The 20,810-nt window shown below is 66.3% G+C and carries 14 protein-coding genes and 1 pseudogene; 5 read left to right on the top strand and 10 right to left on the bottom strand.

The window, feature by feature from the left end; translation table 11 throughout:
- Window positions 1-638 (bottom strand): annotated as a pseudogene (locus E4L96_RS02305) (hypothetical protein); the annotation flags it as partial.
- A gap of 241 nt (window positions 639-879) precedes the next feature.
- Here E4L96_RS02305 and E4L96_RS02310 point away from each other — a divergent pair.
- The 3 genes from E4L96_RS02310 (at window position 880) to E4L96_RS02320 (ending at window position 4,796) form a co-directional block, all read left to right on the top strand.
- Complete coding sequence (locus E4L96_RS02310; RefSeq protein ID WP_135205622.1) at window positions 880-1,149, top strand: GlsB/YeaQ/YmgE family stress response membrane protein; 270 nt, start codon at window positions 880-882, stop codon at window positions 1,147-1,149.
- A 66-nt stretch (window positions 1,150-1,215) separates the two neighbouring features.
- Window positions 1,216-2,514 carry a cardiolipin synthase gene (cls, locus tag E4L96_RS02315; RefSeq protein ID WP_370660720.1) on the top strand — a complete coding sequence of 433 codons (1,299 nt, stop codon included), beginning with the start codon at window positions 1,216-1,218 and terminating at the stop codon, window positions 2,512-2,514.
- Between the two features lie 125 nt (window positions 2,515-2,639).
- The gene (locus E4L96_RS02320) at window positions 2,640-4,796 is read left to right on the top strand and encodes a S46 family peptidase (RefSeq protein ID WP_135205623.1); all 2,157 of its coding nucleotides are present in this window, start codon (window positions 2,640-2,642) and stop codon (window positions 4,794-4,796) included.
- Between the two features lie 274 nt (window positions 4,797-5,070).
- On the opposite strand, the gene E4L96_RS02325 is transcribed toward E4L96_RS02320, so the two are convergent.
- Window positions 5,071-6,567, bottom strand: a complete 1,497-nt coding sequence (locus E4L96_RS02325; protein WP_135205624.1) for an APC family permease — start codon at window positions 6,565-6,567, stop codon at window positions 5,071-5,073.
- A 161-nt stretch (window positions 6,568-6,728) separates the two neighbouring features.
- Between E4L96_RS02325 and E4L96_RS02330 the strand changes: the two genes are divergently transcribed.
- Window positions 6,729-7,196 (top strand): RrF2 family transcriptional regulator, encoded by a 468-nt coding sequence (locus E4L96_RS02330; protein ID WP_135205625.1) that lies wholly within the window; start codon window positions 6,729-6,731, stop codon window positions 7,194-7,196.
- A gap of 96 nt (window positions 7,197-7,292) precedes the next feature.
- The gene (locus E4L96_RS02335; RefSeq protein WP_135205626.1) at window positions 7,293-8,483 is read left to right on the top strand and encodes a globin domain-containing protein; all 1,191 of its coding nucleotides are present in this window, start codon (window positions 7,293-7,295) and stop codon (window positions 8,481-8,483) included.
- Between the two features lie 104 nt (window positions 8,484-8,587).
- Here the strand turns inward: E4L96_RS02335 and E4L96_RS02340 are convergent, their stop codons facing one another.
- From E4L96_RS02340 to E4L96_RS02375, 8 genes are all read right to left on the bottom strand, one after another.
- Window positions 8,588-9,451, bottom strand: coding sequence for a head GIN domain-containing protein (locus E4L96_RS02340; protein ID WP_135205627.1), 864 nt, complete (start codon window positions 9,449-9,451; stop codon window positions 8,588-8,590).
- A gap of 120 nt (window positions 9,452-9,571) precedes the next feature.
- Window positions 9,572-9,976 (bottom strand): DUF3052 family protein, encoded by a 405-nt coding sequence (locus E4L96_RS02345; RefSeq protein ID WP_135205628.1) that lies wholly within the window; start codon window positions 9,974-9,976, stop codon window positions 9,572-9,574.
- A 3-nt stretch (window positions 9,977-9,979) separates the two neighbouring features.
- A complete protein-coding gene (locus E4L96_RS02350) occupies window positions 9,980-10,972 on the bottom strand; it encodes a succinylglutamate desuccinylase (protein ID WP_135205629.1) in 993 nt (330 codons plus the stop codon).
- A complete protein-coding gene (locus E4L96_RS02355; RefSeq protein WP_135205630.1) occupies window positions 10,969-15,660 on the bottom strand; it encodes an NAD-glutamate dehydrogenase domain-containing protein in 4,692 nt (1,563 codons plus the stop codon). Before E4L96_RS02355 ends, E4L96_RS02350 begins: the two co-directional genes overlap by 4 nt.
- Before the next feature lie 121 nt (window positions 15,661-15,781).
- Window positions 15,782-17,119: an N-succinylarginine dihydrolase gene (gene astB, locus E4L96_RS02360; protein WP_135205631.1), complete on the bottom strand. Its 1,338-nt coding sequence runs from the start codon at window positions 17,117-17,119 to the stop codon at window positions 15,782-15,784.
- 20 nt (window positions 17,120-17,139) lie between these two features.
- Window positions 17,140-18,609, bottom strand: a complete 1,470-nt coding sequence (astD, locus tag E4L96_RS02365; protein WP_135205632.1) for a succinylglutamate-semialdehyde dehydrogenase — start codon at window positions 18,607-18,609, stop codon at window positions 17,140-17,142.
- Window positions 18,602-19,654, bottom strand: a complete 1,053-nt coding sequence (astA, locus tag E4L96_RS02370) for an arginine N-succinyltransferase (protein ID WP_135205633.1) — start codon at window positions 19,652-19,654, stop codon at window positions 18,602-18,604. Before astA ends, astD begins: the two co-directional genes overlap by 8 nt.
- A 9-nt stretch (window positions 19,655-19,663) precedes the next feature.
- Window positions 19,664-20,695 carry an arginine N-succinyltransferase gene (locus E4L96_RS02375; protein WP_135205634.1) on the bottom strand — a complete coding sequence of 344 codons (1,032 nt, stop codon included), beginning with the start codon at window positions 20,693-20,695 and terminating at the stop codon, window positions 19,664-19,666.
- Between the last annotated feature and the right edge of the window lie 115 nt (window positions 20,696-20,810).

The following is a 20,810-nucleotide window of genomic DNA, read 5'->3' on the forward strand; positions in this document are numbered from 1 at the left end:
CCCGAGACACCGCCGATCACGGCGCCTGCCACGGTGCCGATCGGACCGGCCGCCGAGCCGATGCCCGCGCCGACCGCCGCGCCGCCTGCAGCGCCCAGGCCGGTGCCGATCACGTGCTCGCCCTTCGCATCCTTCCAGCTCTTCTCGATGTGAGCGGCGTCTTCATCCGAACGCGCATTCACCCCCATCAGGATGCCGCCGTTCTGGATGCCTTCCTCGTAATGCTTGACGCGCTCTTCCGGAATGCCGGCGCCAATCAGCGCGCCGATCAGGCCGCCGGTCACGCCACCGGCACCGGCACCGGCCAGAGCGGCCGCCACCGGGCCGGCAATCACGATGCCCATGCCCGGCAGCACCAGGGTGGTGCCGACCGCGGCGATACCGGCCAGCACCGCGCCGATCGCGCCACCGATGCCGGCGCCGACACCTGCGCCTTCGGCGGCCTTGGTGCCCAGTTCGGTGGTTTCGTCGCCGAAGTGAGTGCGACGGGTCTCATCGGACATCACCAGGTTCACGTCATCCTTGCTGTAGCCGCGCTCATGCAGCGTGCCGTAGGCGCGCTCGGCGCTGTCGCGGTCCCGGAACAGGCCGGTGACCATGCGGTTGTTCTTGCTGCTCGTCGTGTCGTAAGTGCTCATGTCGATTCCCTTTCTATGTGAAGTGCCGGCACGTGGGGCGCGGCGAGTGATCGACTTTCAGATTAAGCCCGACGCTGCTGGGTTTCCGTTCGGTGACGAACACAAACTGGCGGCGTGACGAAGCGCGTGATTACGTTCGTTGCCGCACCGACCTTGTACTCAGCGATGACTAATCTGGCACTACGGCCTGGCGCCATGAAGCGGGTCAGACAACGATGTATCTTTCAAGGAGGAAATCGACATGCTATTCATTATCTGGATCGTAGTTGGCGGTATTCTGGGCTGGCTTGCCAGCATGGTCATGAAGACGGACGCGGAGCAAGGCATGATTCTCAATGTCGTGGTCGGTATCGTCGGTGCGTTCCTCGGTGGCTGGCTGCTCTCGCCGCTGTTTGGTTCGGGCACCATCAATTCCGACGACTTCAGTGTGACCTCGCTGCTGGTGTCCTTCCTGGGCGCCGTGATTCTGCTGGCGATCGTCAACCTGCTGCGCCGCGGCCGCGCGCGCTAAGACGGCGAAACCCCCACCGAACCAACGCCTCCGCGCGTTGGTTTTTTTACGTCTCGAGGAATATTGATGAGTTTGCTGAGCCATTTGCGCCGGCTGCACCCCATGACCATCGCCCTGATCTCCTGTGCCCTGACCCTGTTGGCAGTGTTCCTGACCCTGAACCTGATGCCGGGGGAGAAGAAGATCGAGCAGCAGCTGTCGCGCTCCTACAGCACCGCGGACGAGCAATTCGCGCGGTCCATGGGTGTGCTGCTGGGGCCGCCTATCGTCAAGGGCAACAAGGTCGAGGTGCTGCTCAACGGGGACCAGATCTTTCCGGCGATGCTGAACGCGATTCGCGGCGCGAAGCAGACCATCACATTTGAAACCTATATCTACTGGGGCGGCACGATCGGCCACGAGTTCTCGCAGGCGCTGGCCGAACGCGCGCGCGCCGGGGTCAAGGTGCATGTCCTGCTGGACTTCATGGGCAGCATCAAGATGGACGGTGATGCGCTCGACATGATGCGCCAGGCTGGCGTGCAGGTGCAGCGCTACCACAAGCCCGTGTGGTGGAAGTTCACGCGCCTGAACAACCGCACCCACCGCAAGCTGCTGATCGTCGACGGCAAGGTCGGCTTCACGGGCGGTGTCGGCATCGCCGACCAGTGGCGCGGCAACGCGCAGGACGACGAACACTGGCGCGACACCCACTTCCGCGTCGAAGGTCCGGTGGTCGGGCAGATGCAGGCCGTGTTCATGGACAACTGGACCAAGTCCACCGGCGCCGTGCTGGACGGCAGCGCCTACTTCCCGCCGCTGGAGGACGTGGGTCCGCAGGCGGCGCAGATGTTCAGCAGCTCTCCGACCGGCGGCAGCGAGAGCATGCACCTGATGTACCTGATGGCGATCACGGCGGCGCGGCATGAGATCCTGATGTCGGCCTCGTACTTCGTGCCGGACGAGCTGGCCATCAACGCCCTGGTCGACGCGGCGCAGCGGGGCGTGCACATCCGCATCATCACGCCCGGCAAGGAGATCGATTCCGATCTGGTGCGCTACGCCTCCCATTCGCGCTGGGGCGACCTGCTCAAGGCCGGCATCCAGATGGCCGAATACCAGCCCACCATGTACCACGTGAAATGCCTGATCGTGGACGGGCTGCTGGTCTCGGTCGGCTCGACCAACTTCGATAACCGCTCGTTCTCCATCAACGACGAGGCCAATCTGAATGTGCTGGACCGGCAGTTCGCCGCCCAGCAGGCCGCCATTTTCCAGGACGACTGGGCCAAAGCCAGGCTGATCACCCTGGCCGCGTGGGAGAACCGGCCCTGGACCGCCAAGGTGCGCGACGAACTGGCCAACCTGCTGGGCGACCAGTTGTAGCCGGAGCAAAGTCTCCGCGATTGACTATTGCCGGGCAGGTGGGGATACTGCTGGCAGCTTATGCATATGCCATCCCTGGCACGGTGCAGACGCCGCTTACACAACCACCCAAGAGATCACGCGCAATGAAAAAATCGCTCCTCGCGCTGGCCATCCTCGCTCCCTTCGCACACGCCGACGAAGGGATGTGGATGCCCCAGCAGCTGCCACAAGTAGCCAAGCAACTGAAGGCCGCCGGCCTCAAGCTCGATCCCAACAACCTGACCAAGCTGACCGAATTCCCGATGGGCGCCATCGTCAGCCTGGGCGGCTGCTCGGCCTCCTTCGTGTCGCCGCAGGGGCTGATCGCGACCAACCACCACTGTGTGTACAACAGCGTCGCCATCAACTCCACCAAGGAGCATGACTACCTGGCCAACGGCTTCCTGGCCAAGACCATGGGCGAGGAACTGAAAGCCACGCCGGGCTCGCGCGTGTGGGTGACCGAAGAGGTCGCCAACGTCAGCGACCAGATCATCACCCCGGCGGTGGCCAAGCTGACCGGCAAGGCGCGCGTGGACGCGATCGAGAAGAACCAGAAGGAGATGGTGGCCGCGTGCGAGAAGGACGCAGGCTACCGCTGCACCGTGGCGTCCTACTACGGCGGGCTGGAGTTCTACCGCATCAAGCAGCTGGAAATTCGCGACGTGCGCCTGGTGCACGCGCCTGCCGTCGGCATCGGCAAGTTCGGCGGGGACACCGACAACTGGATGTGGCCGCGCCACACCGGCGACTACGGCTTCTACCGCGCCTACGTGAGCAAGGATGGCAAGGCCGCCGACTACTCGGTGGACAACGTGCCGTACAAGCCCAAGTTCCACCTGACCCCGGCCAAGGAAGGCGTCAAGGAAGGCGACTTCATCATGGTGCTGGGCTACCCGGGCCGCACCAACCGCCACCGCCTGCCGTCGGAAGTCGCGTTCACCTTCGACTGGAATTACCCGGCCTTCATCCAGAACTCGGCCGAGACGCTGGCGATCGTCGAGCGCGAGACCGCGGGCGACCGCGACGCCGCGCTTAAGTACGCGGGCCTGGTGGCGAGCACCAACAACTACTACAAGAACCGCAAGGGCATGCTCACCAGCTACCAGGGCAGCGATATCCTGGCGCGCAAGACGCGCGAGCATAACGAGCTCAAGGCCTGGGTGAACGGCAATGCGCAGCGCCGTGCCGAATTCGGACCGGGCATCGACGCGGTCGAGAAACTGATCGCCCAGCGCGATGCGGACGTCAAGCGCGATTTCTACTACGCGTCCTCGTCGCCCCGCCTGCTGAGCGTGGCGCGCGCGCTGTACCGCCTGTCCAACGAGCAGCAGAAGCCGAACGCCGAGCGCAAGTCCGGCTACCAGGACCGCGACCTGCCACGCATCAAGGCGGCCGTGGGTGGCGTCGACAAGACCTATGTGGCCAAGGTCGACGAAGCGCTGGTGCTGAACAGCCTGCGCAAGTACGCGGCCCAGCCGGCGTCGATGCGCAACGCGTCCTTCGACGCCGCCATGGGGATTCGCGACGGCATGCAGCTGGCCGACCTGAAGCCGCTGCTGGACAAGATGTACGCCGAGACCACGCTGGGCGACGCCAAGGTGCGCGAGTCCTGGTTCGGCAAATCGCCTGCGGAGTTCCAGGCCTCCAACGATCCGTTCATCAAGGCCGCGGTCGCGATGTATCCGGACAGCCTGAAGAAGGAAGCCGAGGAGGAAGAACTGTCCGGCAACATCCAGCAGGCCTACGCCAGCTACATGAAGGCCAAGATCGCCTACATGAAGACTAAGGGCCAGGCCGTGTACCCGGACGCCAACAGCACCTTGCGTGTCACCTTCGGCAAGATCGCCGGCCGCGACAAGGGTGCCGACGGCACCACCGGCTGGACCGCGTTCACCACCGTGCAGGGCGTGAAGGCCAAGGCCACCGGCGAAGGCGAGTTCAACGCCCCGGCCGCGCAGCTGGCGCTGATCGACAAGAAGCAGTACGGCCCGTACATGGATCCGAAGCTGAAGACCGTGCCGGTCAACTACCTGGCGACCCTGGACATCACCGGTGGCAACTCCGGGTCCGCCGCGCTGAACGCCAAGGGCGAATGGATCGGCCTCGCTTTCGACGGCACCTTGGACTCGATCATCTCCGACTGGGACTTCAACAAGGCGATGACGCGCGACATCCAGGTCGACACCCGCTACATCTTCTGGAACATGAAATACGTCGACCACGCCGATAACCTGCTGAAGGAAATGGGCGTCGAATAAAGAGCTCCGCTTTCCCCCGAAACCCGCTGCGCCCCGGGCCAGCGGGTTTCTTTTTTCCTACCCCCTTCCTCCGGGGACGTACCCCGCTTCCAGAGCGGGGTACGTCCCTCCCCCTGCGTTAGCGCTTACTGTCACCGCCACCGGCCTGCCGCGCGCCTTTGGCTTCGCCATATCGGGGACGTACCCCGCTCTGGGAGGAGGGACGGACCCCGGTGTTTGTTGCGGGGACGAAAAAAAACCGCCGGGAAGGCGGTTTTTGGTATGGGGCGTAGTCTTATTTGGCGAGGGGCTCGGCAACCGGGGTGGCGCGGTTCAGCTTGGAGTGGCGGATGCTGTAGCCGAAATAGATCGCCAGCGCCACAATCATCCACACGGTGAACACGCGGTAGGTGGTGTTCGACAGGCCCCACATCAGGTACAGGCAGGCGATGATCGACAAGGCCGGGACCACATACGGGCCGAAGGGGACTCGGAAGCCGGGGGCGTGCTCGATGCCGTTGGCGGCGTCGCGCTGGCGCAGCACGGGGACGGCCACCGCCACCACGATGAAGGCCGTCAGCGTGCCCATGGAGACCATGTCCCACAGGAAGGTGGCGTCCACCAGGCCGGCCACCAGGCCCACTGCCAGCGACACAAGGATCGTGTTCGCGGCCGGGGTCAGGGTGCGCGGATTCACGCGGTGGAACGCAGGCGGGATCAGGCCGTCACGGGCCACGGCGTACAGGATGCGCGTCTGACCGTAGATCGTCACCAGCGTCACCGAGAACACGGAAATCACCGCGCCCGCGGACAGCACCAGCGCCGGCCAGGTCTGGCCGGTCACGTTCTGCAGGATCACGGCCAGGCCCGCTTCCTGCCCGGCGAACTTGGCCGCCGGCTGCGCGCCCATGGCGCACACGGCCACCAGCATGTAGAACACCGTCACGATCGCCAGCGCGGACAGGATGCCCATCGGCACCGTGCGGCGCGGGTCCTTGACCTCTTCGCCCGCCGTGGCCACCGTGTCCAGGCCGATGAACGAGAAGAACACCGTGCCCGCCGCGGCGGTCACGCCCACCCAGCCGGTCTCGGCCTTGCCATTGTTGAAGAACGGGTGGAAGTTATTCATGTCGAAGCCCTGCAGGGCAATCGCGCAAAAGAAGATCAGGATCGCCAGCTTGATCAGCACCATGATCGAGTTGGTGGTGGCCGACTCCTTGGTCCCGCGCACCAGCAGGAAGCAGCACAGCACCACCAGCAGCACCGGCGGCAGGTTGATGTTCCCGAAGTGGAATTCGACGCCGTGCTCGCCCGAGACGATCATCGGCGCCCTGAGCGAGCGCGCGATCTCCCAGCCGAAGGCGTTGTGCAGGAAGTTGTTCAGGTAGTCGGACCAGCCGATCGCCGTCGCGCTCGCCGCCAGCCCATACTCCAGCAGCAAACAGGCCGCCATCACAAAGGCCGCAAACTCGCCCACCGTCGCGTAGGCAAAGGAATACGACGAGCCCGAGGCCGGCACCTTGAAGGCCAGCTCCGCATAGCACAGCGCGGTCAGCCCGGCGGTCAGCGCCGCCAGCAGGAAGGACAGCACCACCGACGGCCCCGCCTTGGGCACCGCCTCCACCATGGTGAAGAAAATCCCGGTACCGATGGTCGCGCCGACGCCGATCATGGTCAGCGGGAACAGCCCGAGCGACCGTCCGAGGCCTCCGCTGCTGTGGCCGTGTCCGTCATCCAGCCGTTTCTCGATCGGTTTAATGCGCAGCAGCTTCTGGCCCAGGCTTATCGTCACGTGAGATCCTTTTTGTCACTCAGGAAAAAAACCATGCGATTATAGGTGCGTTTGGCGGCGCCGCTGACAAAAATAATCGGCACCGCCGAGGTTTCCCGGCTATTCATGCATGCCAAATGCATGATTTGGTATAATTCGTCTGTCCACAAGGAAATAGCTTCATGCGTCTCACCCGTTTCTCCGACATTGGCCTGCGTGTCTTGATGTATTTGCACGGCGCCGATGAGCGGCCCGGCCCGGTCACGGTGGCCGAGATCGCCAGCCAGTTCGAGCTGCCGATCAACCACCTCGTCAAGGTCGTCAGCCAGCTGTCGAAGATGGGATGGGTGCGCGCGACCCGTGGACGCAACGGGGGGCTCCGCCTGGCCGCCGACGCCACCAAGCTGCGCATTGGCCAGGTCCTGCGCCAGCTGGAAGGCGAGGACGAGCTGATCGATTGCGAAGGCAGCAGCTGCCGCCTGGCGGTCGACTGCCGCCTGCGCGGCGCCCTGCACGAAGGCCTGCAGGCCTTCTATGCTGCGATGGACCGCCACACCCTGGCCGACATCGCGGGCGGCGGCACCGGCGAGCATATCGTGCGCATGCACCGCATGTTCCTGGTCACGCCGCACACCCAGTCCGCCGCCTGAGCTCCCACCGTTGCCCCAGCGACGAGGCCCGCATGCGGGCCTTTTCTCGACCATTAAATATGCACCCGAAGTGCAGTTTTCAGAGGATTACAACCAATGATTTCCGAAGCCAGCCGTCCTTACATCGACGCCAGCGTTCCCGTCCTGCGTCAGCACGGCCTTGCGATCACCACCCGCTTCTATGAGCGCCTGTTCGCTGCGCACCCGGAGTTGAAGCACACCTTCAACATGGGCAACCAGGCCAACGGCGCGCAGCAGCAGTCGCTCGCCTCCGCGGTGTTCGCGTACGCGGCCAACATCGGCAACCCGGGCGCGCTCGGCCCGGTGGTCAACCGCATCGTCCATAAGCACGCGTCGGTCGGTATCCGCGCGGAGCATTACCCGATCGTCGGCGAGAACCTGCTGGCCGCGATTGCGGACGTGCTGGGCGACGCCGCCACCCCGCCCCTGCTGGCCGCGTGGGCCGAGGCTTACGGCTCGCTGGCCAAGCTGTTCATCGACGCCGAGCGCGAACTGTACGCGGCCACCGCACCGGAGGGCACGCTCGCGCCGATGCGCGTGACCGAGGTGGTGCGGCAATCCGAGGACGTGCTGTCGATCCGCTTCGCTCCGGCCGATGGTGGCGGCGCCCCCGCCTTCAAGCCGGGCCAGTACGTGACCGTGGCCGTGACCCTGGCCGACGGCCTGCGCCAGCTGCGCCAGTACAGCCTCTCGGACGCCCCGGATGGCCGGACCCTGCGCATCTCCGTCAAGCGCGAGCTGGCTGCCGGCAGCACTCCGGCCGGTGCCGTTTCCAACTGGCTGCACGAACACGTGCGGGTGGACAGTGTGCTGCTGGTCTCCCACCCCTACGGCGACTTCACGATCGACACCGACTTGAACGAGCCAGTGGTGCTGCTGTCCGCCGGTGTGGGCATCACTCCGATGATCGCGGCGCTGCAGCGCATGGCCCTGGTGAACCCGCAGCGCTACGTGCTGTTCGCGCACGCCGCGCGCGACGCGCAGCACCACGCGCACCAGGCCGACCTGGCCGTGCTGAGGAAGCGCCTGCCCAACCTGCAGGTGGTCACGTTCTACGAAGAGGTGAACGGCGAGACGGACGTGAAGAAGGGCCGCATGGACGTGGCCCAGCTGCCGTCCTGGCCGCGCACCGAAACCCAGGTGTGGATGTGCGGCCCGCTGGGCTTCATGCAGGCGCAGTGGCAGGCGCTGACGGCAGCCGGCGTGCCCGCCGCGCTCCTGCATCGCGAAGTGTTCGGCCCCGAGGCGCTGGACCACATCCTCTAAGCTTCAAGACTGCCACCAAAAACGAACGGCCCACGCAGGGCCGTTCGTCTTTGACCGGTAGCGAACGCCCGCCCCGTGCGCCGGAGCGGGCCCCTCGCATATTCTTAATTCACCACGCTCACGCGCTTCCCGCTCACCATGCGCTGGGCCGGGTTGCCGTACACCGTGATGTGGCCGGAGCCGTTGGACTGCGCCACCACGTTCTCGCGCACCGCCACCTGGATGCCGCCGGAGCCATACGAGTTCAGGTCCGCCGCCTGCGCGGTCAGGCCGCTCAGGTCCGCACTGCCGGAACCGTGGGTGTTCACTTCAAGCCGCTGCACGCTGCCGCTGGCACGCAGGCCGCCGGAGCCGGACAGGCTGGCCGACAGGCGCTCGCCCTGCACCTGACCCAGGGCCACGCGGCCGGACCCGGTCTGGCGCACGACGGCTTCACCGGTCTGCAGACCTTCCGCATGCACGCTGCCCGAGCCGTTCACTTCCACGCGGAAGCTGTTCACGCGGCCGCTCACGGTCTTCTGGCCCGAGCCATTCGAGTCCAGCGCCAGCGCGCCGCCGTTCAGGCCATTGATGGTCAGCGCGCCCGAGCCGGAGCTATGCACACGATCCAGGCGCGGCACGGTGTAGCGCACCTTCATCGTCGAGTAGCCCCAGACGCGCCCGTCCTGCCAGATGCGCAGCGTATCGCCATTGGCTTCGGTGCGGATCATGGATTGCAGGTTGGAGTCGGCTTCGATTTCCAGCGACGGCTGCTCGCCGACACGCACTTCCACCGCGATCGGGCCGCTCACGTCCAGCGCGGGCAGCGCGGCGATCTGGCGGCGCTCCAGCGTGACGGTGCCATTGCCCTTGACGGCGTTGCTCGAGAAGCCGTTGACGGAGAATTCACCGGTGTCCGGCGTGGCGATGATCACGCAGCCACCGAGGGCGGCGGCAACGGCGAGAGTCAGCAGGGGCAGAGTGCGCATGTCAGGTTCATCCTTGTTATGTTGTCGATGGTGAGACGATAACAAGGGCGCCCGCGCGGGGACATCTGCATGCGACGAGCTGCGGAATTTGCGGGATGAACTGCGCGGAAGCCGGGAGCTTCAGGTTTTCCGGATCACCAGCTTGAGACCGGACCAGACGGCATCGACGGCGCACACCTTGATGTCCACATACCCCAGCGGCAGCGCCACTTCGCGGATCACGTCCTCGGTGACATCGGTGGGCACGTTGGACGCCTTCTTGGGCCACGAGACCCACACGCAGGCGCCCGGCTTGAGCTGGTCGCGCCAGGCGTCCAGCCACTGCACCAGCTCCGCGCGCTTGGACGTGAAAAGGTGAACGATGTCCGCCTCGCCATTGAAGGCATGGTCGATGCGGACATCCGGCGGAATCGGCGCGATCAGCGCCGTGTACATATCAGGCGCGTTTTGCAGGGACACGTGGGAGCCGGGCTTGATGCCCAGCTTCTCACCCAGCGGTTTGCCAGAATATCCCGCGTCTGCCATAGCCTAAGCCTTCGTGACCATCATCCCCGCGCGCAGACCGATGCGCACGTCCGGGTTCGGAAACACGATGAACTCCTCGTCCTGCGTCACCGTGTAGGTCGTGTCGCCATCGGTGGCGATCACGGTGCCCTTGGGCGCGGCGGTGAAGTTCTGCGTGCTTTTATCGAACGTCATGCGGAAATTATCGGACAACTTGATGATGTTCTGCGCCACCTTGAACACCTGCGGCGCCACGCGCGCCGGTGCGGGCGCCGCACCTCGCAGCAGGCGGTCCAGCGCGGCCTGCGCATCGGCGAACTGGGACAGGTCGTTCTGGCCCAGTACACCGATGCGGCCCAGTTCCACGGTGGTGCCGGCGGCGCCGTGGTGCTCGGCCGAGTAGTAGCTGTAGGTTCCGGCGGAGGCCGGGTTCATGATAATGGCGCCGATGGCCGCCTCACCCATCCAGTGGATGAGCTTTTGCTTTGGTTCGTCCGCGATCAGGTCTGGCACGATCGCGAAGGTCGGGTAGAACGAAGGCCGGATGGCCGTGTGGAGATCCAGGTGCCAGCGCTCAGGCCCTGCCTTGGCGAAGAACTGCGTCGTGGCCTCGATCATCACGTCCGCGCGCGCCGCTTCCGCGGTGCCCGCGAGCGAACCGCGCTCGGGACGGAACATCCGGTTCAGGTCCGCATCGATGAAGCGCTTGCCCTGGTCGATGGCTTCGATGTTCCCAACGCACAGCATCAGGTCCACCGCCAGCGCTTCGGGTTCGCGCGCCAGCGCGGCGAGGATACAGGCGACCATTTCGATCGGCCCGGTCTCGTCGCCATGCACGCCAACGGAGACCAGCACCGCCGGGCGCCGGGCATCCGGCACCCCGGGGCGCCGTAGCGTGAGGATGCCGCGCGCCGGTTCGGTGGCCGTGAAACCGGCAGCGCCGAAGCGCCGCGCGGTTTCGCTGAAATCGGCCCGCGCGAGTGCGCGGACCTCTTCCGAAATGACCGGCTGGGTCATTTCACGCCGTTGGCCGCTTCGGACAGCGCCCACACATCCAGCATGGCCTGCTCGAGGTCCGCCGGCTGCGCCATGCGGCCGATGCCCATGCCGTTGGTGACCACGGTCACCGCGTCATGTGCGTTGCCGCCCTGCGAGCGCGCCAGCACCTGCGTGAGCAGGCGTTGCTGCGTGCGGCGCAGCGCCTGCTGGGCGTAGCTGCGCAGCTGCTCCTGCGAGCGGCTGGTGGCGTTCAGCTTGAGGCCACGCTCCAGCGTGTCGATGCCTGCCTGCGCACGCAGCGCCATGCCAACTTGCAGGAACTGCGCCAGCGACATGCCGGTCGGACGGGTCACGGAGACCGCCGCGAACAGGAAGCTGGACACCGAGTCGATCGCCTCGACCGCCTTCCACGCCTGCTTGAAGGACGGCGAGATGCCGGCCGTGCTGTCGGCTTCCGCCTGCGCCGGCATCAGCTGCGCCAGCATGGACGGCTCCGCGAACAGGCGGGTGAGTTCCGCCATGCCCTCGGCGCTGCGCTGGGCATCGCCGCCGGTGGACAGCACGCCTTCGAGCACGCCCTTGAACATGGTGCGGGTGCGCGCGTCGACCTTCACCGACACTTCGCGCGGCACGGTCAGTGCTTCGGCATCCAGCGCGTCGAACACCGGCGCCAGGTGCAGCGCGGACCAGGCCTGGCCCCAGGCCTTGATCACTTCCGTCTCATCGACGTTGTGGGCCAGCGCCAGCTCGCGGATCATCACCGGGCCGCAGCGGTTGACCGATTCGTTGGCCAGCACCGTCGCCAGGATGGCGTTGGCCAGCGGGTGGTGCAGCGCGTTGCGGGTGGCGACCATCTGCGCCGGGAAGTAGGGCTTGAGCAGCGCTTCCGCCCACGGCAGCTCGGTCAGCGGCAGCGTGCCGAGGACGCGCTTGTAGCGGTTCTTAACGTTGGCAACGACGACCGCCAGTTCCGGCGTGGTCAGGCCCAGGCCGCGCTCCTTGCGGCGCGCCAGCTCGGCGTCCACCGGCAGCTGTTCCAGCTCCCGGTTGACGGCGCCTTCTTTCTCCAGCGCGGTGATCAGGGCCGCGTAGCTGTCGACGGTGGAGGCGTCGTTCTGCGCCTGCCACTCGCGCACCAGCAGGTGCGTCTGCTGCTCGTTGTCGCGCAGGACCAGGTTCTCGATGTCCTGGGTCATATCCAGCAGCAGCTTGTTGCGGTCCGCTTCGGACAGCTGGCCCGCGTTCACCTCGGTGTCCAGCCAGATCTTGGCGTTCACCTCGTGGTCGGAGCAATCCACCCCGGCCGAGTTGTCGATCGCGTCGGTGAAGATGCGGCCACCGTGCAGCGCAAACTCGATACGGCCCGCCTGCGTCGCACCGAGGTTGCCGCCTTCGGCCACGATCTTGCAACGCAGCTCATTGCCGCTCACGCGGATGTTGTCGTTGGCACGGTCCTTCACCTGGGCGTTGGTCTCGGTCGAAGCCTTGATGTAGGTGCCGATGCCGCCGTTGTAGAACAGGTCCACGGGCGCCAGCAGGATGCGGTGCATCAGTTCTTCCGGCGTGAGCTGGGTCTCGGAGATGTCCAGCGCCGCGCGCACTTCCGGCGTCAGGTCGATATGGCGCGCGGTACGCGGGAACACGCCGCCGCCCTGCGAGATCAGGCTCTTGTCGTAGTCTTCCCACGAGGAGCGCGGCAGCGCGAACATGCGCTGGCGTTCCTTGAAGGAGATCGCGGTGTCCGGGTTCGGGTCGAGGAAGATGTGGCGGTGATCGAAGGCGGCCAGCAGCTTGATCTGGTTGGACAGCAGCACGCCGTTGCCGAACACGTCGCCGCTCATGTCGCCGACGCCCACCACGGTGAACGGCTGCGAGTTCATGTCGTGGCCCAGTTCATAGAAGTGGCGCTTGACGGCTTCGAACGCGCCCTTGGCGGTGATGCCCATCTTCTTGTGGTCGTAGCCGTTGGAGCCGCCCGACGCGAACGCGTCGCCCAGCCAGAAGCCGCGCGAGACGGCGATGCTGTTGGCGATGTCCGAGAAGGTCGCGGTGCCCTTGTCGGCTGCCACCACCAGGTACGGGTCGTCCCGGTCGTAGCGCACGGTGTCGGCCGGCGGCACGATCTGGCCGCGCACGCGATTATCGGTCACTTCCAGCAAGGACTGGATGAACAGGCGGTAGACGGCTTCGCCTTCCGCCGCGATCTGCTCGCGCGCTGCGTTCAGCGGCATCTGCTTGCACACGAAGCCGCCCTTGGCGCCAGCCGGCACGATCACCGCGTTCTTGACCATCTGCGCCTTCACGAGGCCCAGCACTTCGGTGCGGTAGTCTTCCATGCGGTCGGACCAGCGCAGGCCACCGCGGGCCACCGGGCCGCCGCGCAGGTGCACGCCTTCGAAGCGGCGCGAGAACACGAAGATCTCGCGGTAGGGGCGCGGTTCCGGCACCAGGTGCAGGTTGGAGGTATCGAGCTTGAAGATGATCTTCTCGCCCTTGTTCTGGAAGTAGTTGGTGCGCAGGGTCGCGCCGATCAGGTTCGCCAGCGCGGCCAGGATCTCTTCGGTGTCCGCATGGTTCACGGAACCGAGCTTGCCCTTGATGGCCGCCAGCGCGTCGGTGCCCGCCTTGCGGTCAGCCTCGGTCGACGCCGGGTTGAAGCGCTTGAGGAAGGCGTCCACCAGTTCGCGCGCCAGGTCCGGACGGCGGCGCAGCGATTCGGCGATGTAGCGCACGGTGAACTTGGAGCTGGCCTGGCGCCAGTAGGCGATATAGGCACGCAGCAGCTGGATCTCGCGCACGGACAGGCCGCCCTCGATGGCAAGGCCGTTCAGGCGGCCGTCTTCGGCCTGGTCGTTGAACAGCGCTTCGAACAGGGACTCGGAGACGCCCAGCACTTCAGGACGCGCCAGCTTCTCGGCGCTGGCCTGGTCCACGGACAGGCTGGTGACATAGACCTTCTTGCCATCGACGTTGAGCAGGTAGGACTGTTCGCGGTCCACGACGACGCCCGCGTTCTGCAGCGCGGGCAGGAGGCGCGACAGCGAGGGCACCTGGTCCACGGAGTAGATGCGGATCGACGGATCGTTGTTCGAGCCCGGCTCCACGCGCACCGACACGTGCGAGGCGTCGCCATTGGCGAGGATCTTGCCGAGGTCACGGAACACCACGTCCGGCTCGGTGTTGGTGACGTAGTTGACCGGCAGGCCGGTGGCCAGCTTGCGCAGCGACTGGCGCAGGGACAGGTCGTCCACGCTGTTGGCCATCGCTTCGAAGCGGTCGTTCCAGCCCTGCATGACGGCCAGCAGCGGTTTCTGGATATCGGCTTCCAGGTCCAGCGGATTGCGCGCGGCGCGGGCGATCAGGTAGACGCGGGCCAGCGGGCCGTCGGCCACCAGGGTCTGCGAGCGCACGTCGGTGGCGCCCGAGCTCTCCTTCAGCGCGGCGGCCAGCTGCGAGGCCACGGCGGCCGAGTAGCGCTCGCGCGGCAGGTAGACCAGCACGTTCAGGTGGCGCGCATACACGTCGCGGCGCGCGAACACCTTGGCGCGCGGCTGCTTGTACAGCGAGACCACGGAGGAGCAGACTTGCGCCAGCCATTCCGGATCGGCTTCCAGCGTCTCGGTGCGCGGCAGCGATTCGAGGATCTCGTGGAACTTCTCGGCGCGGAAGCCTTCCTGGCGCACGCCGGCCAGCGACAGCACCTTGGCGACGCGGCCGCGCGCGAACGGCAGGCGCGCCAGCGGGGTCGATGCAGCGGCGCTGGTGAACAGGCCCACGAAGCAATGCTCACCCACGATGTTGCCCTTGTCGTCGGTCGCACGCACGCCGATGAAGTCCAGCGGCTGGTCGCGGTGCAGGGTGCCCTCCACGTCGGCCTTCACGATCGACAGGGTGTGGGCGCGCTTGGACAGCGTATCGAGGAAGCCCGGGATGTTCTTCAGGCAGGTGCCGTAGACCGGGTGGCCGGTGTCCTGCAGCACGCCGATGCGGCTGGGGATGTCGCGCTCGAGCTCATTCACGCCCGGTTTGACGAAGTAGTAGGCGTAGCCGAACGGCTCGAAGCCTTCGTTCTTGGCCCATTCCAGGAAGGCCGAGACTTCCTGGCCTTCCGCGCCCTGCAGCGCGGCGGCGGCGGCGACGGCGGTCATGCGGTCGGCCATGGCGACGGCGTCGCGGCGGACCACGGCGGCGTCCTGGGCCACCATCTGGATGCGGCCGACCAGCGCAGACAGGTCGTCCGCGTTCAGGTCTTCGGTCAGGAGGCACAGCACGACCGACTCCATGTGCGCGCCGGTCTCGCCGACCGCGGCCACAGTGCCCGAGGCGTCGCGGCGCACCGGCAGCACGGCGTTCAGGACGGCGGCCACGCCCACGCGCTGCTTGCGCATCGCCATCACGATCGAGTCGACCAGATAGGGCATGTCATCGTTCACGATGAGCAGCGCGGTGGCCTGGGCGCCGTGGCCCGCGTCGTAGTGCAGCTGCGCGACCTGGCAGCCTTGCGCGACCCGCTTGGACGCCTGCTTGAAGCCCGCCCACAGGACGGGCGCCAGGGCTTGCGGCGAGGTGCCGGCCAGGTCTTCGTCGTCCAGGGAGCCGAGCCAGGCGGCGATCAGGTCCTGCACCGCGCCGTTGTCTCCGGCGGGGGCGCTCTGCTTGACCAGGTCCAGCGTCTGTTTGCGCAGGTCGTTAGGCTGTTGAGTCATTTTGTGCTTCTCCATGCTGTTTTAATGTCCGGGTCCTGCGGGTCTGCTTGTGGCTTGTGCCGCCGGATCATCCGGTGGGGCGGCGGGGTTGGCCCGCCAAAATCAATACGCAATCGCGCGATTATAAGTCGTACAGACCGGGCAAATTCAGGATCTTCGTGAGGTCGTCGAGCGCCGTCTGGCACTCGATGGCCAGCTGCGGATCGGCCAGGTCTTTCGGTTCGATGGTGTCGCGGTAGTGCTTCTCCACCCACGCGACCAGCTTGTGGTACAGGTCGTCGGTCATGATCACGCCCTGGTGCATGGCCTGGGCTTCTTCATCGGTCAGCACCACGCGCAGGCGCAGGCACGCGGGGCCGCCGCCGTTGCGCATGGACTGGCGCAGGTCGAAGTGCAGCAGCTCGTCGATGGGGCCACCGCTGGCGACCATGCCGTCCAGGTACTTGGCCACCGCCGCGTTCTCGTGGCACTCCTGCGGAATCACGAGAGCCATCTTGCCGGTGTCCTTGAGCAGGAGCTGGCTGTTGAACAGGTAACTCGCCACGGCATCGGCGACGGTGACATCGGCCACGGGGACGCGCACCGGCACCAGCTCCGCGTTCACGGTGCTTAAGCCATTGCGCAGGTCGGCCAGGGCCACCGCCTCGTTGGCGAACGCGCACTCGTGATAGAACAGGACGTTGGCCGAACCGACCGCGATCACGTCGTTGTGGAACACGCCCTGGTCGATCACGTCCGGGCTTTGCGAGGCGTACACGGTACGCAGCGGATCGAGGCCGTGCAGGCGCGCGATGGCGGCGGAGGCTTCGAAGGTCTGGCGGGCCGGGTACTTCTTCGGGCTCGGGGCCGACGGGTCGAACTCCACGCGGCCGTAGACGAAGAACTCCACGCCCTTGCTGCCGTGCGTCGCCGCAAAGCGGGTGTGGTTGGCCGCGCCCTCGTCGCCGAACGCCGGGGTGCCCGGCAGCGCCGGATGGACGCTGAAGTACTTGTCGTCCTTGAAGATCGCGCGCAGGGTGCGCTCCGACTGCGGGTGCTCGTCCGCGCGGTGCAGCTTGTTATTCAGGTTGGCGGGCGTGAAGTGCACACGGCTGTCGTGCGTGTCGGCGGACGGGCTGACGGTGGCCGCGTTGGCGGTCCACATGGCGGACGCCGAGTAGGCGCAGGCCAGGATGACCGGCGCTTCGCGGTAGGCCTTCTCCAGCACCTGCGCATCGGTCCCCGTGAAGCCGATCTTGCGCAACAGGCGGAAGTTCGGGCGGCTCTGCGGCGGCAGCAGCGCCTGGGCAAAGCCTCGCTGCGCCAGCGCGCGCATCTTGGCCAGGCCCTGCAAGGCGGCCTGCTTCGGGTTGGACGCGCTGCGCACGTTGGAGAACGAGGCCACGTTGCCGAACGAGAGCCCGGCGTAGTTGTGCGAGGGGCCAACCAGTCCGTCGAAGTTGAATTCGCGTGCAGTCATCAGGCTTCTCCTATGTGCCTTTAGAAGGTCAGGCCCGGGGACAGCTTGGCGGGCATTTCCAGCTCGCTGGTCTCGATCGAGGCGACCGGGTAAGCGCAGTAGTCGGCCGCGTAGTAGGCGCTCGGACGGTGGTTGCCCGACTTGCCGACGCCGCCGAACGGTGCGGACGATGCCGCCCCCGTGGTCGGACGGTTCCAGTTGATGATGCCCGCGCGGGCGCGTACCTGGAACAGCTTCCACAGCTCGGGGTCCTGCGACAACAGCGCGGCGGCCAGGCCGAATTCGGTGCTGTTGGCGATCTTGACGGCGAGGTCGAAGTCGCGCGCGCGGATCACCTGCAGCAGAGGGCCGAACCACTCTTCGTCCGGCACCCCGCGTGCGTCGGTGGTGTCCACGATGCCTGCGGTGACGAAGCCCGCGTTCGGGTCGAGCTGCTTCATTTGCAGCAGGACCTTGCCGCCCTTCTCGGCCAGCGAGGCCTGGGCCTCGACCAGCTTCCTGGCCACGGCGGCGGAGACCACGGGGCCCATGAAGGGCTGCGGCTCGGCATCCGACGGACCGACGGTCAGCTTGGCGGCGACTTCCACCAGGCGCTTGATGATCGCCGCGCCCTGCTCATTATCTTCCACGATCAGGCGGCGCGCGCAGGTGCAGCGCTGGCCGCCGGAGATGAAGGCCGACATCACGATGTGGTGGACGGCGGCGTCCACGTTCTTGACGTTCCACACCACCAGCGGGTTGTTCCCGCCCATTTCCAGCGCCAGCATCTTGCCGGTCTGGCCGGCGAACTGCTTGTGCAGCGCCATGCCGGTGTGCGAGGACCCGGTGAACAGGATGCCGTCCACCTCCACCTGCTGGCCCAGCGCGATGCCGGTCTCCCGGCCACCGTTGACCAGATTGAGCACGCCCGGCGGCAGGCCGGCCTGCTCCCACAGCTGCACGATCTTGACCGCGGTGCGCGGCGCATATTCGGAGGGCTTGAACACCACGGTGTTCCCCGCGATCAGGGCCGGGACGATATGGCCGTTGGGCAGGTGGCCCGGGAAGTTATACGGACCATAGACGGCGAACACGCCGTGCGGGCGGTGGCGCAGCACGGCGTCGCCATCGGCCACCTTGGCACTCACCTCGCCGGTGCGGGCGTTGTAGGCCTGGATCGAGATGTCCACCTTGTTGGCCATGGTGGTCACTTCGGTGCGCGCTTCCCACAGCGGCTTGCCGACTTCCTCGGCGATGGTGCGGGCCAGCTCCTCGGCGTTCTCCTTCAGCAGGTCGCGGAATTTCTGGCAGATGGCGATGCGCTCGGCCAGCGGGGTCAGAGCCCAGGGCTCGAAGTGGTCGCGCGCGGACTGGGCGGCCTTCTGCACGTCGTCCCAGGTCGATTCGATGCTGGACCAGGTCTGGCGGCCGGTGGACGGGTCGATGGTGACCAGCTCCTGGCCGGAACCGGCGAGCCATTGGCCATTGATGTAATTGGAGAGGTTAGCCATTGACGTTTTTCCTTACGTTGAGTGGCAGCGTACGCACCTGGTCGCCGCTGTGGACATTCAGCAGTTGGCGGTCCGTTTCGGACAGCGCGATCCGGCCGTTGACCGGGTTGGAATGAGTCAGCACCATCCGGAAGTCTCGCATGGTGGTGGTGGAGACGATGCACGGTTCGCGTGGTTCGCGTCCCTCGCCGGCCGGCTGCTCATCCACGCCGTCGACGATGGCGAGCGACGATTCGCGCAGCGCGCGCAGCTCGGAAACGCGGGCCTGCAGCACCGGACCGGCATCGAAGATGTCGATGTAGCCCTCGAAGTGCATGCCTTCGGTCTCCAGCAGGCGGCGGGCCGGTTCGGTGTTCTTGTGGACCTTGCCGATGGTCTCGCGCGCATCCTGCGGCAGGTACTCGACGTACATCGGCTGGCGCGGCATCAGCTCCGCGATGAAGGACTTCTTGCCCAGCGCGGTCAGTTCGTCCACGTGGTTGAAGTCCATTTTGAAGAAGTGGCGGCCCAGCCCTTCGTAGAACGGCACGTAGCCGTCGTCCGACTGGTAGCCGCGCATCTCGGCGATGATCCGCTCGGTGAACAGCTGCGGGAACTGGGCGATGAACAGGAAGCGGCTCTTGGACAGCCACTTGCCGTTGAAGCCCTGGCGGTACTCGGGCTGCAGGAACAGCGAGCACAGTTCGGACGATCCGGTCAGGTCGTTGGACAGATACAGCGTCTCCATGCGGGTGAACACGTTGAGTTCACGGCTGGAGTGGACCAGGGTGCCGATGCGGTAGTTGTAGAACGGCTCTTCCAGCCCCACCGCGCCCTTGATGGCGCAGCAGCCGGCCAGGCGCTTGCTCTCGGTATCCTCCAGCACGAACATGTAGTCGCGCTTTTCCGGCGCGATCTGCTCGGAGAACGACTGCACCGCGCATTCCACGCGCGCGCCCAGCATCTCACGGTCCGGCTTCAGGGTGGTCATGCCGCTGCCGACCTGGCGGGCCAGGTCGATCAGGGCATCCAGGTCGTTTTCGTTGATGGCTCGAATGACTAGCATGGTGTCTCCTCAGATCCGCACGCAGACGACGTTGTCGCCCGCCTGCACGCCCAGCGCGGTGCAGGCTTCGGCGGAGAGCAGCACGCTGTCGCCGTTTTCCACTGCCGGGGAGGCCGCGGTGATGGCGCGGAAGTTGGCACCATCGCTGGTGCCGATGGCATAGGTCACCAGCACGTCGTTGACCTCTTCGTCCGGCTCGGTGGCCACGCGGCGCACCTGGGAACCGGAGAACGAGCGCAGGGCATGCTTGTGGGCGGCCAGGATCGGGCCACCGTCGAAGATGTCGATGTAATCGTCGGCCTCGAAGCCTTCTTCCGTGAGGAGGTTGAAGGCCAGTTCGCCGTCCGGGTGGATCTGGCCCATCGCGGCCTGGGCGTCGCCCGGCAGCAGCGGCACGTAGACCGGGTAGTGCGGCATCAGCTCCACGATCAGGGTGCGGTTGCGCGCCCCGCCGATGATGCGTTCAGCCTCCAGGAAATCCATCTTGAAGAACTTGCGGCCGAGGGCATTCCAGAACGGCGAATTGCCCTGGTCATCGGTGACGCCCGCCAGGGGCACGAAGAAGCGGTCGCCAAAGCGGTGCGGCGCCAGCACCGCGAACAGCAGGCGGGCACGCGACAGCAGCGCCGCTTCCACGGCGGCGCGCACCGGCTCGCGCACGTAGAAGGCGGACAGCTGAGAGTAGGCGGTCAGCTCGGAGCACAGGGTCAGCGCGTGCACGCTGTGGCTGATGTTCAGGTCACGTGAAACCTGCTGGATGACGTCGTTGCGGAAGGCGAAGTAGGTGCCATTGGAACCGGCGGAGGCGTGGATTGCGGCGGTGCCGGCGATGGCCTGGGTCTCCAGGTCTTCCAGCACGAACATGTACGACTCCTCGCTCGGGATGTCGACATGGGCGGCGAAGGACGCGATGGAGCGGTCGATAGACGCGGCGATGCGTTCGCGCGTGCGCGGCAGGGTGTGCACACCGGGCATGGTCTCGGCGCTCAATGCAACCAGCGCGTCGAGATCCGTAGCTGCGACCGGACGGACTACAAACATGTGGACTCCCAGACAATTGAAAACCCGCCTGCGCGGGGTGCCGCGGCGGCCGCGGCGCATGGTACTCGTGGTGCTCGTGGTGCCCGGTGGGCGCTGGCCTGGACCAGCCCAGCGG

Source organism: Zemynaea arenosa (assembly GCF_004614185.1).
Classification (GTDB): Bacteria; Pseudomonadota; Gammaproteobacteria; order Burkholderiales; family Burkholderiaceae_D; genus Telluria; species Telluria arenosa.